Annotated in this window: 10 protein-coding genes and 1 pseudogene; 4 read left to right on the forward strand and 7 right to left on the reverse strand. The window is 39.0% G+C overall.

Annotation, left to right across the window (positions count from 1 at the left end):
* Positions 1 to 171 precede the first annotated feature (171 nt).
* Both gss and BHE89_RS20170 read left to right on the forward strand, forming a co-directional pair.
* Positions 172 to 2,049, forward strand: a complete 1,878-nt coding sequence (gene gss / locus BHE89_RS20165; RefSeq protein ID WP_069368518.1) for a bifunctional glutathionylspermidine amidase/synthase — start codon at positions 172 to 174, stop codon at positions 2,047 to 2,049.
* 150 nt (positions 2,050 to 2,199) lie between these two features.
* Positions 2,200 to 2,493 (forward strand): hypothetical protein, encoded by a 294-nt coding sequence (locus BHE89_RS20170; RefSeq protein WP_128860749.1) that lies wholly within the window; start codon positions 2,200 to 2,202, stop codon positions 2,491 to 2,493.
* An 80-nt stretch (positions 2,494 to 2,573) separates the two neighbouring features.
* Here BHE89_RS20170 and BHE89_RS20175 read toward each other — a convergent pair whose 3' ends face one another.
* Both BHE89_RS20175 and dsdC read right to left on the reverse strand, forming a co-directional pair.
* On the reverse strand, positions 2,574 to 3,230 hold the full coding sequence (locus BHE89_RS20175) for a hypothetical protein (protein WP_069368516.1): 657 nt from the start codon (positions 3,228 to 3,230) through the stop codon (positions 2,574 to 2,576).
* 23 nt (positions 3,231 to 3,253) lie between these two features.
* Positions 3,254 to 4,201, reverse strand: a pseudogene (gene dsdC, locus BHE89_RS20180) (DNA-binding transcriptional regulator DsdC).
* A gap of 223 nt (positions 4,202 to 4,424) precedes the next feature.
* Between dsdC and dsdX the strand changes: the two are divergent.
* Both dsdX and BHE89_RS20190 read left to right on the forward strand, forming a co-directional pair.
* Positions 4,425 to 5,762 (forward strand): D-serine transporter DsdX, encoded by a 1,338-nt coding sequence (gene dsdX / locus BHE89_RS20185; RefSeq protein ID WP_069368514.1) that lies wholly within the window; start codon positions 4,425 to 4,427, stop codon positions 5,760 to 5,762.
* 12 nt (positions 5,763 to 5,774) lie between these two features.
* Positions 5,775 to 7,103, forward strand: coding sequence for a D-serine ammonia-lyase (locus tag BHE89_RS20190; protein WP_069368513.1), 1,329 nt, complete (start codon positions 5,775 to 5,777; stop codon positions 7,101 to 7,103).
* A 244-nt stretch (positions 7,104 to 7,347) separates the two neighbouring features.
* Here the strand turns inward: BHE89_RS20190 and fbpC are convergent, their stop codons facing one another.
* From fbpC to BHE89_RS20215, 5 genes are all read right to left on the reverse strand, one after another.
* A complete protein-coding gene (gene fbpC / locus BHE89_RS20195) occupies positions 7,348 to 8,388 on the reverse strand; it encodes a ferric ABC transporter ATP-binding protein (RefSeq protein WP_069368512.1) in 1,041 nt (346 codons plus the stop codon).
* Between the two features lie 15 nt (positions 8,389 to 8,403).
* Positions 8,404 to 10,482: an ABC transporter permease gene (locus BHE89_RS20200; protein WP_069368511.1), complete on the reverse strand. Its 2,079-nt coding sequence runs from the start codon at positions 10,480 to 10,482 to the stop codon at positions 8,404 to 8,406.
* A 77-nt stretch (positions 10,483 to 10,559) separates the two neighbouring features.
* Complete coding sequence (locus BHE89_RS20205) at positions 10,560 to 11,588, reverse strand: ABC transporter substrate-binding protein (RefSeq protein ID WP_128860750.1); 1,029 nt, start codon at positions 11,586 to 11,588, stop codon at positions 10,560 to 10,562.
* A gap of 2 nt (positions 11,589 to 11,590) precedes the next feature.
* Positions 11,591 to 12,943 (reverse strand): MFS transporter family glucose-6-phosphate receptor UhpC, encoded by a 1,353-nt coding sequence (gene uhpC / locus BHE89_RS20210; protein ID WP_260664712.1) that lies wholly within the window; start codon positions 12,941 to 12,943, stop codon positions 11,591 to 11,593.
* 67 nt (positions 12,944 to 13,010) lie between these two features.
* Positions 13,011 to 13,718: histidine kinase (locus tag BHE89_RS20215; RefSeq protein WP_286146388.1), on the reverse strand; the 708-nt coding region annotated here is incomplete at its 5' end.

A 13,718-nucleotide genomic window follows, 5' to 3' on the forward strand; every position in this document is an offset into this window, starting at 1 on the left:
TTTCGTTTCTTAAATTCGTATCAAATTCAAACGGCTCTTCTCACTTTATTGAAATTTATAAAATTACATTCACATCTAATAGTCTACGGCGTTAAGATTGTTAACTATACTACTTAGGCAAGATTATAAGTGTTATAGGGTAATTATCTATTTATCGTCAAGGTCGAGATTATGAATGTAAAAGATATCATTCGTCATGAACCATTTGGAACATTGCTAGGCTATGCGCCGGGTGGTGTCGCGATTTACTCTTCAGATTACAGCAGTATTGATAAAGAAGACTATGCCGCTAATGATTCATTCCGTAGTTATATTGGTAATGAATATATGGGGCACAAGTGGCAGTGTGTTGAGTTTGCACGCCGTTTTCTCTATTTGCATTATGGCGCTGTATTTACTGATGTGGGAATGGCTTATGAGATCTTCTCACTGCGTTTTTTACGTAAAACCATCGATGACGATATATTACCATTACAAGCTTTTCCAAATGGTAGCAAACAACCGCCTGCTGTGGGCGCTTTGCTGATTTGGCAAGAAGGTGGAGAGTTTAAAGTAACAGGGCATGTTGCTGTGATTACTGAAGTGCTTAAAGATAAAATTCGTATTGCGGAACAAAATGTTATTCACACTAGATTACCAGCAGGGCAACAGTGGACTCGAGAATTACCCCTTAAAGAGACGAATAACGGTTATTTTATTCAAGATACCTTCGATAATACAACGCTACTAGGTTGGATGATCCAAACAGAGCCTAATGCTTATAGCCTTCCTCAACCTAAAATAATGCCAGAATTACTCAATATTCATGCTGAACAGCTTGATAATAAAGGTCAATTAGATGGCAAATGGTTAGATGAAAGTTCGCCTCTAGAAAAAGCTTACGTCGATGCGCAACATGGCCATATTATCAATCAAAATAGTTATGAATATTTCACCATTTCAGAAAGTGCAGAACAGGAACTTATTCGTGCAAGTAATGAAATGCATTTGATGTATTTGCATGCAACTGAAAAAGTGTTGAAAGACGATAAGTTACTGCGTTTATTCGATATTCCTGAAGTATTATGGCCTCGTATTCGTTTGTCATGGCAAAACAGACGCCATCAAATGATCACAGGACGATTAGATTTTTGTATGGATGAACGTGGTGTCAAAGTTTATGAATATAATGCTGACTCTGCCTCTTGCCATACAGAAGCAGGCTTAATCATCGAAAAATGGGCACAGAAAGGTGGAATTAAAGCGGGCTTTAATCCCGGCGAACGATTACTTGATGCATTAGCAGATGCTTGGAAACATTGTGATGCAAAACCTTTTGTGCATATTCTTCAAGATGATGATAGTGAAGAAGATTATCACGCTCTCTTTATGCAACAAGCACTGACTCAGGCAGGTTATCACAGTAAAATTCTACGTGGATTAGATGAGCTTCATTGGAATAGTCGTGGTCAATTGATTGATGCAGACAAGCGGGTTGTTGAATGCGTTTGGAAAACATGGGCTTGGGAAACGGCGTTAAACCAACTAAGAGAAGAGAGTGAGCAACAAGCACTTATCCCGATTCGGACAGGACATCCTGAAGGTGAAGTCCGCTTGGTTGATGTGCTTTTACGTCCTGAAATTACAGTTTTTGAACCGCTTTGGACGCTTATTCCTAGTAATAAAGCGATCCTACCTATTCTATGGCAATTGTTCCCTGATAACCCTTATTTATTAGATACGGATTTCACGGTGACACCGCGTCTTGCTCAAAGTGGTTATGCAGTTAAACCAATAGCGGGTCGTTGTGGTAGTAACATTGGGTTAGTTGATCACAAAGAGAATGTGTTAGATGAGACCAATGGCCAATTTGATCATCAAGAAAATATTTACCAAGAACTATGGTGCTTACCAAAAGTGGCAAATCGTTATATCCAAGTTTGCACCTTTACTGTTGGTGGGCATTATGGTGGTTGTTGTTTACGTTCAGATCCAACGTTAGTGATTAAAAAAGAGAGTGATATTGAACCGTTAATTGTGATTGAAGATAAACACTTTTTAGCTAAATAAGATCATAGACGTTAAGAATGAAGAAATAATAGACCCGCCTAATTGGCGGGTTTATTGTGAAAATAACGAGATCCTTAGTGAGAAATAGAATGATACAAAAATTTGAAACGCTTAGTGAATTATTAGCCTCGCTTTCAACTCTTGAATCTAATGAGTGGATTTATACGGAAATTACAACTTGGGATCGTGATCCTGATCGGGCAATTTTTTTATTACATTCCTTGGGATTATCTTCAAGAATTACCTGATGATGAGATTTATCTTGATGATGAAGATCTGGAAATGCCAAAAGTTGTTGAAGATAAAAATTTACGGGGCTGGATGGTCGTTTGTGATTTAGTGTTATTTTATCAAACCCAACAAGCTCAACAAAAAAACTTGCAGTGGGTTATTGAAGAAATTAACTATTATCGTGAGTATGATGCCTTTCGGTGTTTGAGTTAGATTTTAGTCTTAGTAATTAAATATCAAATTATTATAGTTAATTATTTGATATTTAATGATTTTATTTATGACTTTTTATTTTAATAGAGAATATTTTCAATATTGGGCCAATCATCGGCATAATGATCTGTCATTAATAAAAAACATTCGGCAATAGCGCGAGGTAAAGATTGATGTTCGACAGTGTCTTTTTCTAGTGAAGTGACAGACCATACTTTATTTTCTTGATGATAAGAGCATGACATTTGACAATCTTCTAATAAAGAAAGTGCATCCTCGGCATTTTTAAGTAAATCAAATATTGCCCCATCGGGATCTAAAGAGCTCCACACTTTTTCGGTTTCTGTATCAAATTCGATTTCATAGCCATAACGACGATAGATAGCGGTTAGGTTTATTTGAAAATCCGTGTAATGGCTATAACGATGAATCGGGGGCTGGTAGGTATCTGGCTCTTGGGATTGTCGATGATGGTTATAGTTTTGAATTTGTTTTTCACGAGCCTGAGCGCGTTGATAGCCTTCACCGCCAAATTCTAAAATACGCGCTTTACGATGAGCATCACTAAACTCAAGTACTGCCGGCCCATAATAGAGACCTTCTTCTGTTTGCACATCGAGAAGATCAACTAAAATATAATGTTTATCTTTTGCGATGTCGTTTTTATTTACGATTGTCAGCCCTGCGTATTCTGCAATGGCAATAAGTTGTCGTGTTGTGAATGTCATCTCTTTCATCGTATTTCCCTTAAGAAATTAAATTACATGCTTTCCCTAATTTGTTTTTTCAGCCACTGAATGAAAAGCTGTACTTTAGCATTATTCTTTTCATTTCGAGTGACAAGATAATAACGCTGAGCACATAAAAACTCACTATTATTAAAAGGAATAATTAATTCTTTACTAGCCAGTTGTTTTTGTACTAAACGTTTTCTGCCCATTGCCACGCCTGAGTGGTTAACTGCGGCAATAACAGCAAGATCAGAGCGATCAAAACAGATATTGCTACGATGAGGAAAAAGTGAAAGTCCCATATATTCACCCCAAGCTCGCCATTCGTCGAAATCAGAATTATTACTCCAAGCTTGTCTATCATGTAGCAAAGTACAATTAGAAAGATGATGAATTATTACCAATAAGTCTCATGTTTTTTAGCGTATTTAGGGCTACATACAGGAATAATAGATTCTGAAATTAAATCTTCGCAATATAGATTTTGCAGTGTCTTATCATCAAAATAGATTGCGAGATCAATACCATAACCTCGAAAGTTAATATCATCATTTCCTGTAAGTAGATTTAATTCAATAGATGGGTAACGCTCAGTAAAATCTGAAATACGAGGAACTAACCAACATTGGGCAATAGAGGGGCGTGAATATACGGTGAGAATACCCGAGATTTCTTGATTATGAATATCTAAAATTTCTTGGTTAATATCTTCGAGTGTTTTTTTTAAGTGCCCAATAAATGCGTTCACCTTCTTCTGTTAACTCTATTCGGCGATGAAAGCGGTTAAAGAGCTTAATGCCTAACTCTTCTTCTAATGTATTAATTCGGTGGCTAATGGCACTGGGGGTTAATGACAGTTCTTCTGCCGCTAAAGCGAATGAAAGATGGCGACCTGTTGCTTCAAAAGTGTGAAGTCTTGCTAATTGATAACTGGATAATCGTTTATTTCTTAAAATCACGTTAGAAGATTCAAACATTCTTTTATTCTCGTTTTGTTATTAATAGTAACGCTAATTAACAATCAAGCTAATGTTAAGATGAAATATCCGGCTATTCTTCATCATAATAGGGTTATTTGTGAATTTAATCACTTATTAGGGTTAATTGATTTCATCTTAGTGTAAATTTTAATCATTTGTAAGTATTAAATGATTAATATTCAATATGAATAACAATAAATAAAATATTTGGGATGGATATATGGATTCAACGTTATGGGTGCTAGGTACTCTTATAATGAGTATCTTGCTCATTGTTTTTACTATAATAAAATTTAAGTTTCACCCGTTTTTAGCGTTACTATTGGCGAGCTTCTTTGTGGGGACAGCAATGAAGATGAACCCTTTAGAAATGGTAAATGCGATTGAAAATGGTATTGGCGGTACGTTAGGGTTTTTAGCGGCAATTATCGGTTTAGGCACTATTCTGGGTAAGATGATGGAAATATCAGGTGCCGCAGAACGCATCGGTATTACATTACAAAAATGCCGTTGGTTATCTCCAGACGTTATTATGGTATTGGTTGGTCTTATTTGTGGTATTACACTCTTTGTTGAAGTGGGTGTGGTATTACTTATTCCTCTTGCTTTCTCAATTGCGAAAAAAACAAATACCTCATTATTAAAGTTAGCCATTCCACTATGTACAGCATTAATGGCCGTTCACTGTATTGTTCCTCCTCATCCTGCTGCACTATTCGTGACTAATGAATTAGGGGCAGATATGGGAACTGTTATTGTTGCAGGTCTTGCTGTTGGTTTAGTCGCGTCTTTAGTCGGTGGTCCTTTATTCTTAAAAATGTTAGGCGAGCGCTTACCATTTAAAACTGTGCCTGAAGAATTTTCTGATATGGAAATTCGTGAAGAAAAAGATTTACCTTCATTAGGTGCCACACTATTTACTGTTTTATTACCTATTGTTCTGATGCTGATAAAAACAGCCGCAGAATTAAATATGACTAAAGGTACATCGGTTTATACCGCATTACAGTTTATTGGTAACCCTATTACTGCGATGTTTATTGCCGCTTTTGTTGCTTATTATGTGTTAGGTATTCGCCGTAATATGGGCATGAATACGTTATTGAAGAAAACAGAAGATAGCTTTAGCTCTATTGCCAATATCTTATTAATTATTGGTGCGGGTGGGGCTTTTAATGGCATTTTAAAAGGTAGTGGTTTAAGTGAATCTTTAGCACTAATTCTTTCTAACTTAGATATGCATCCTATTTTATTGGCTTGGTTAGTCGCCATTATCCTTCATGCTGCAGTGGGTTCTGCAACCGTTGCAATGATGGGCGCGACGGCAATTGTTGCACCTTTAATGCCTTTATATCCAGACATTAGCCCTGAAATTATTACATTAGCAATTGGTTCAGGTGCTATTGGTTGTACCATCGTCACAGACTCACTGTTTTGGCTAGTCAAACAGTATTGTAATGCAACTTTAAGTGAAACTTTTCGTTTTTACAGTGTCGCGACCTTTATTGCCTCCTTTGTCGCATTAGGCGGTACATTTATGCTTTCTTTTGTCATATAAAAGAGAACGACTATGAGCCATATAGATATAAATAAATTAATCAGTCAGTTTCCACTCGTTCGTGACTTAGTGGACTTAAAAGAAGTGGTTTGGTTTAACCCAAAAGTGACCACCACTGACCAGGGACTTCCATATGTTGGTTTAACGCAAGATGATGTCATTGATGCGCAAGCACGACTACAACGTTTTGCACCTTATTTAGCTAAAGCATTTCCAGAAACAGCGGTTACTCAAGGAATTATTGAATCAGAAGTGGTTGATATTCCTAAAATGAAAATTGCGCTTGAACAGCGTTATAACACATCCATTAGCGGTCAGTTGCGTTTGAAAAAGGATAGTCATCTTCCTATTTCAGGTTCAATTAAAGCACGTGGTGGGATTTATGAAGTATTGACTCATGCTGAGAAATTGGCGATCAACGCGGGATTATTAAGTACAGATGATAATTATGAAAAATTATTTTCTGATAAATTCCGTGAATTCTTTAGCCAATACAGTATCGCCGTAGGCTCAACAGGCAACTTAGGTATGTCTATTGGGATCATGAGTGCGAAATTAGGCTTTAGCGTGAGTGTTCATATGTCTGCTGATGCACGTCAGTGGAAAAAAGATAAATTACGTTCTCATGGCGTTAATGTTGTTGAATATGAACAAGATTACAGTATTGCGGTAGAAGAAGGTCGCAAAGCAGCAGAGAAAGATCCTAACTGTTTCTTTATTGATGATGAAAACTCAAAAACATTGTTCTTGGGTTATGCCGTAGCGGGATTACGTTTAAAACGCCAATTTGAAGAACAAGGTGTTCGTGTCGATAGTGAACATCCTTTGTTTGTGTATCTGCCTTGTGGTGTTGGTGGTGGCCCTGGGGGGGTTGCTTTTGGGTTAAAACTGGCATTTGGTGATGCAGTACACTGTTTATTTGCAGAGCCTACACATTCACCTTGTATGTTATTGGGTGTTTACACTCAGTTACATGAAGGCATCTCTGTACAAGAGATGGGCATCGATAACGTCACTGCCGCTGATGGTCTTGCTGTTGGCCGTGCATCAGGCTTTGTTGGTCGAGCAATGGAGCGGTTAATTGATGGTTATTACACTATCGATGACCAAGCGCTTTATGACTTACTCAGCTTATTAAATAAAGAAGAAGGGATTAAATTAGAACCGTCGGCTTTAGCGGGAATGGTCGGTGCTGTACATGTCACTCAAGCTAAAGATTATCTGCAAGGTTTATCACTAGATAGTCAAAAAATGCAAAATGCAACGCATTTAGTATGGGCAACGGGAGGAGGGATGGTACCTGCGGATGAAATGCAAAAATATCTCGCTCAAGGGAAATAGCATGTAGAGCGAAGGCGGTCATCTTTTGTTCTGATAGCCTTTTAAAAAATAAAGGGAATAGTACAGGTATCTTGGATCGTTATCTAAAACAATAATAGCGTAGCCATGTGTTATACCAAGTGTTACATCAAACATTCACACCAGGATGTCACACCAGGGAAAATGTCGTAGTATTATTATAAAAAGAGGCACCCAATGGGTGCCTCAATTACTATTTTTGTAAAATTTCTATATTGCAATAGCGTTATTCTAAAATAAACATGCCATAAGGATGGATCTGCAAGTAATAACTATCACCAACATTGGGCTGAAGCTGTGTGGCATTGACTTGTAATAGTAAGGTTTGATTTTGCCATTCTACGGTCACTTCATATTGAGGCCCCATATAAGCGACATGGACAATTTTACATTGCTGACAGGCATCGCCTTGTTGAGATAAAGTGATAGCTTCAGGTCTCACTCCGACTCTAACTTCTGTTTTATTTGTATTAAACGTATCTGGCTTTGGCAAACGATATTGGAAGATATCAACATAATCAGCGCCCAATGTGGCTGGGAATAAGTTTGCATCTCCCATAAAACTTGCCATAAATTCAGACGCGGGTTGGCGATAAAGAGTTTGCGGTGAACCTAATTGCATTATCTTCCCTTTATTCATTACTAAAACCATATCAGAAACTGCAAAGGCTTCACTTTGGTCATGGGTGACATAAAGAGAGGTAATATTAAACTGTTGTTGTAACTCACGAATTTTCTCTCTCATACTACGACGTAAGTTAGCATCAAGGTTACTTAATGGCTCATCAAAAAGCAGCACTTTAGGTTTCAAAATTAACGCACGCGCTAAGGCGACACGTTGTTGCTGTCCACCCGATATTTGGTCAACAAAGCGGTCTTCAAAGCCCGCTAAATCCACCAGTTCTAAAGCTTCAGAGACACGTTGTTTAATTTCAGCTTTAGGACGTCCTAGCATTTTTAAGCCATAGCCAATATTTTCTCCCAAAGACATATGAGGGAAAAGGGCATAAGATTGAAATACCATACAGATATCACGTTGCTGGATAGAGCGGTCAGTCACATCTTCACCATCGATGAAAATTTTACCTTCTGTCGGTTTTTCTAACCCCGCCACTAAACGTAACACCGTTGTTTTACCGCAACCTGAAGGTCCTAATAATGAAACCATTTTGCCTTGTGGAATAGACAAACTGAGATCTTCAATTACTGTGTTAGTGCCAAAACGCTTAATGACATTTTTCAGTTCAACGAAATGTTGTTGTGTCATGATTTAGACTCCGTATTACTGTGCATTTTTGGCTTTAGAGCGTGAAACACGGGCTTCGCCAATCAAATAGTCAAATAAGAAAATAATTGCCAACATCACGACGATTAAAATTGAGCCGTAGGCAATTGCGACGCCGTATTCACCATCTTCAACACGGTTTAAAATATACGCGGTGGCAACGCGTGTATCCGGTGTAACAAGGAAGACGATGGCACTGACAGTGGTAATGGCACGCACAAAGCTATAAATCAGTGCAGACAAAATAGCAGGGCGCAATAGTGGTAATAGCACATAGAAAATGGTTCTCATTGAGTTCGCTCTTAAACTTAGAGAAGCTTCATCAAGCGATTTATCAATTTGCCCTAATCCCGCAATACCTGCACGTATTCCCACGGGGACGTTACGCATTGTCATTGAGATAATGACAATTGCCGCCGTTCCCGTTAAATAGAACGGCGAGTCGTTAAACGCAAGAATATAAGAGACACCGGCGACGGTTCCTGGTACGGCGAAACAAAGCATTGTTGTGAACTCGATACTTTTTTTACCTTTAAAGTCTTGGCGTACCACAATATAGGCAATTAATAGTCCGAGAATTGCCGTAATCGGCGCTGCGATACCTGCATATAACAAGGTATCTAATAATGAAGGCCATGCCCCGTCATTCATTCCTTGACCAAATAGTTTGATAAAGTTATCAAGTGTTAAGGTGTAATCAACCCCCCAGTTAACGGTGAAACTACCGTAGAAAATACTGCCATAGAGCAGGATATTAAAAATAACCCAAATACCGAGAATGGTTGTGACAAACGCTATCAGTGAAGATGGAAGGGGTTGAACATCACCACGATAAGATTTACCAGAAACCGTGACATAAGAGCGTTTACCAATCCACATATACTGCACACAGAACACTAATAGTGAGAAAACTAAGAGTGACGCACCTAGTGTGCTGGCTGATTGATAATCCAGTTGAGAGCCAGTGATATAGAAGTAAATTTGTGTGGCAATAACGTCAAAGTTGCCCCCTAAAACCAAGGGATTACTAAAGTCAGCAAGAGATTGCACAATCACAATTAAAAATGCATTGGCTAATGCTGGCTTAAGTAACGGCATAAAAACATTAAAGAAGGTTTGATAGCGGTTGGCTCTTAACGTGTAAGACGCTTCTTCTAATGAAGGATGAATGGTTTTAATGGCACCATCTAAGATCATAAATGACATAGGGGTAAAGGCGAGCACTTGCGCTAACCAAATGCCCGTAAAGCCATATAACCAGTTGGTATTTTCAAGTCCTGCGTATGTGGCGAGGAACTCTGTCACATAACCTGAACGTCCCATCATCAATGTCACCCCTAAACCGACAACAAAGGGAGGAGTAACAATAGGTAAGATAGAAAATACACGACCAATAATTGCCGAGCGTACAGCAATACGAGATGTATAAATTGCTAGAATTAAACCAAAGAACGTACAACCTATCCCTACGGCAATAGAGAGTGCAATAGAGTTGAGCATCACTTGCACAATATGAGCTTGGCTTAAAATAGCGATAAACTCAAAAGGTGCAAAATTGCCTGCACTATCTTTAAACATCGGAATAAAAATAGCGATGCTAGGAAAGATAATAAAGACACCAATCAGCGCAACAACGGTGATTAAAGAGCCGATGACAAAGCTATCACCGCCTAGCCATTCAAGGCGTGTTAAGGCAGTTTTCATGATCATCCCCAAAGAAATAAAGAGGATGATCGCAGAATAACCTAAGCCCCGTCCTTCAAGGGTTGCACTGACTATCGCAATTAATGCACAAAATAGGGCAAAACTCGCGTCAAAATAGTGGCGAGCGCGATTTTCACGCTTAGGCGCAGTTAATGGGCGCAATAGCAGTAAACTCGGTAATAAAAACCAGAGCCAACTGATATTAACGTTACTCCAACCGTAAGCGGTGAGTAATTCATCTGCTGTTGAATCTAAAAGACCGTAGTCAAGGCTCCATGATGGTAGTAACGCAAATGCCATCCATGCAATTAGGATCCATAAAAATATGGGATCCCGCCTCTTTTTTTCAGGTAAAGCGAGTGTATGAGACATAAATCCCCCGAGAGTAAATGTATTTATTATTATGAGAAAAGAGAGCGAGAGACTATCTCGCTCTATTAATAGGTTATTTACCCATTTTTTACTTCGGTAACCCACTTATTAATCAACTCTTTACGCACTTCACTATCGCCATATTTATCCATGTCGTAGTTAATGAGTTTTAAGTCTGATAATTTCAGTGCCATAGGTGAAGATTCAGCCGAGGTATTGGTTAGAATTTGGTAAGATTTACCTTCTTTCCAGCTAATTTCCTGAGCTTCTTTTGAAAGTGTCCAATCTACGAATAATTTTGCGTTATCCATATTGCGGGCATTTTTAATGATACTGACACCACCGATTTCATAGCCTGTACCCTCACAAGGTGAAATTAATTCAAGTGGAGCACCATTTTCAACTTCTAATGAGTAATCATGTAGGAAGCCAATACCAATGGCAGCTTCACCACGCGCTGCATTTCGTGCGGGTGCAATACCTGATTTGGTGTATTGAGAGATATTTGTATTGATTTTCTTTAGGTAATCAAAGGCTTGTTCAGTACCCCATAATTGGTCAAAGGTTGCCAGTGCTGTGTAAGCGGTTCCTGAACTTTGTGGATCGGCAATTTGAATTTCACCTTTATATTCAGGTTTAATGAGATCTTTCCAGCACGTTGGAATGGCGATACCTTTTTCTTTTAAGCGATCTTTATTGACGCCAAAACCTAAAATACCAACATAGACCGCAGAAGAGTAGTTACCTTTACGTTTAGCGGGATCACGAAATTGTGGCATGATTTGATCGAGATTAGGAGAAACATAAGGCTCTAGCAGATCCATTTCACCCGCTTGTGAGTGAGGATCCATAGTACCACCATACCAAACGTCAGCTTGAGGATTACGTTTTTCAGCTTCGATTTTTGCCAAGGTACTTCCCGAACCATTACGAACGAAAGTCGTTTTCACATCATACTTTTCGGCAAAGGCTTTTGTTTCAGCTTCACACATTGCATTTGTCGCACTACAGTAAACGACTAAGCGGCCAGCCGCATTTGTTGATAAGCTAACCGCAGAAAGAGCAAGACCAGCCGCAACAAGTGTAGAGAGGGTTTTCAATTTCATGTTCAGAACCTTTTAAATGTGTCGTCATCGGAAAATGAAAGTGGACCAACTAAATGTTGTTGTTTGCTAACATCAGCAATCAACAACGGCATTAGTAAGAGTCCCATTAAGGCCGCAGCACTGGTTAATAATGCAAACATCCCAGTCCAACCATAATGCGCCATGACCTGACTTAATGGCCAACCTGCCATTGCCGCCCCTAAATAGGCAAACAATCCCAAGTAGCCTGTTACCGTGCCTGCCGCGTTTTTATGGCAATATTCTGTTGCAGCAAGCCCGATTAACATCTGTGGTCCGAACACAAAAAAACCGATACTAAAAAAACAGGCTGCGAGCAAAGCATAATGATGAATTGGAATTAACCAAAGTGCTGTTACAGCGGTAAAAAGCCCGAGTGAAAACAGCAATATCATTGGCGCTCGCTGGCCGCGGAATAATAAATCCGAGCCCCAGCCTGAACATAACGCCCCGAGTAACCCTCCCATCTCGAACAAAGAGAGAATGGCATTAGCACTCAATAAGTTGGCACCATGTGTTTCTGATAACCAGATATTTCCCCAATCGTTAATCGCCATGCGTATGAGATAAACTAAAATATAGGAAAAACCCAGTAACCAAATCATTCGGTTAAATAAAATGGTCTCTTTCAAAATAGTTAGCATAGGTTTAGGGGGTGAGGCCTGCTCTTGACGTAATTCAAAAACATCGCGCCGCCACACACCCACAGTAGGAAGTCCTTCCTCTGCGGGGGTCCCTTTTAATCGTACACACAACCATAGCCCAATGATGATGCCGATAATACCGGGCACAAACAGGGCGACTTGCCAACTATAATGCGTCGCTAGCCACGCAGTTAAAATGGGAAGACTCATCCCGCCAAGGTTAATTGAGATATTCCATAATCCCCACCAGAAACCACGTTCATTACGTGAATACCAGTGTGTTAACAACCTTGCACAAGGAGGCCATCCAAAGCCTTGAAAGAAACCATTTAGTGCCCAGACCAAAAGCAGTGCAGGAAATGAAAGACAATAGGCAAAAATAATATTCATAATGCCTGTCATCACTAATCCCACACCCATAAACCAGCGGTATCCCCATTTGTCATGGAAAACACCAGAAACAAATTTAGATAAACCGTAAGTGAGATAAAAAAGGCTGGCTATCCAACCGATATCCCCTTTATCTAAATTCAACTCAACTTGCATAATGGGCATCACAAAGTTGACGCTTTTACGTGTGAGATAGAAAGTGGCATAACCGATAATCATCGACAGCATTAAATTTTTGCGCCAAAAGTTATAGGTCTTATTAATTGATGCCGTATTTTCACCTGACATAACATCCTCTTTGATGTTGCAAATGTAAAAAAAATGTCGTGAAAAAGAATGAGATAAGGTTGTAGATGACTAAGAATTATTCTTAGTTTTCACTGTTTTCTTTTGAATTTGTGGGTAAGTTAACAATTATTTTCGTACCGTGATGGTTAATCACTTCCCATTCTCCGCCTAAAGCACGAATGCGTTCTTCTATGCCTCGTAATCCAAAGCCACTACTTTGTTGTACTGATAGTGAGGTTGGTAACATACCAACGCCATTATCACTAATAACTAGCCGTAAACAGGTTTTATTTTGAGTTAGTGAGATTTGGATATAGGTTGCGTTAGCATGTTTACTAATGTTGTTTAACAGTTCTTGTACTAAACGGTAGAGGGTAAAAATAATGGTTTCGTTTTCGGGCTCTTTCTCTAACGAGTAATTAAAATTACAGGTAATGCCGTTGTCATCAAAAGCAAATTCGTTGATTAAATGATGGAGCGCTTTTTCAAGCGACATTTCGTCTAAAACAGGAGGACGTAATTGTCTAAGTAATTGACGTGTAGATTGATGAATTTGTAGGGCGAGTCGTTCGATTTGCTCTCCGGTTTGGCGTGTTTTGTCGTTATCTGCTGTTTTTTTGATGAGCATCGATTGAATTTGAATGGCAGTAATATTCTGCCCAATTTCATCATGTAATTCGCGTGCAATAGCTTTTTTAACATCTTCTTCGGTATGAACCAGTTTTTCCATAAGATCACGACGAGCTTGCAACTCTTGTTCTAGGCGTAGACGGTAATGGCGTAAATTATG

The organism is Shigella sp. FC1967 (assembly GCF_001743005.1).
Classification (GTDB): Bacteria; Pseudomonadota; Gammaproteobacteria; order Enterobacterales; family Enterobacteriaceae; genus Proteus.

What these genes read in the sequence shown, in the direction of transcription:
- BHE89_RS20205 (WP_128860750.1), bottom strand. Translation starts at nt 11,588, where the DNA reads ATGAAATTGAAAACCCTCTCTACACTTGTTGCGGCTGGTCTTGCTCTT.
- dsdX (WP_069368514.1), top strand. Translation starts at nt 4,425, where the DNA reads ATGGATTCAACGTTATGGGTGCTAGGTACTCTTATAATGAGTATCTTG.
- fbpC (WP_069368512.1), bottom strand. Translation starts at nt 8,388, where the DNA reads ATGACACAACAACATTTCGTTGAACTGAAAAATGTCATTAAGCGTTTT.
- BHE89_RS20190 (WP_069368513.1), top strand. Translation starts at nt 5,775, where the DNA reads ATGAGCCATATAGATATAAATAAATTAATCAGTCAGTTTCCACTCGTT.
- BHE89_RS20200 (WP_069368511.1), bottom strand. Translation starts at nt 10,482, where the DNA reads ATGTCTCATACACTCGCTTTACCTGAAAAAAAGAGGCGGGATCCCATA.
- BHE89_RS20175 (WP_069368516.1), bottom strand. Translation starts at nt 3,230, where the DNA reads ATGAAAGAGATGACATTCACAACACGACAACTTATTGCCATTGCAGAA.
- BHE89_RS20170 (WP_128860749.1), top strand. Translation starts at nt 2,200, where the DNA reads ATGAGTGGATTTATACGGAAATTACAACTTGGGATCGTGATCCTGATC.
- gss (WP_069368518.1), top strand. Translation starts at nt 172, where the DNA reads ATGAATGTAAAAGATATCATTCGTCATGAACCATTTGGAACATTGCTA.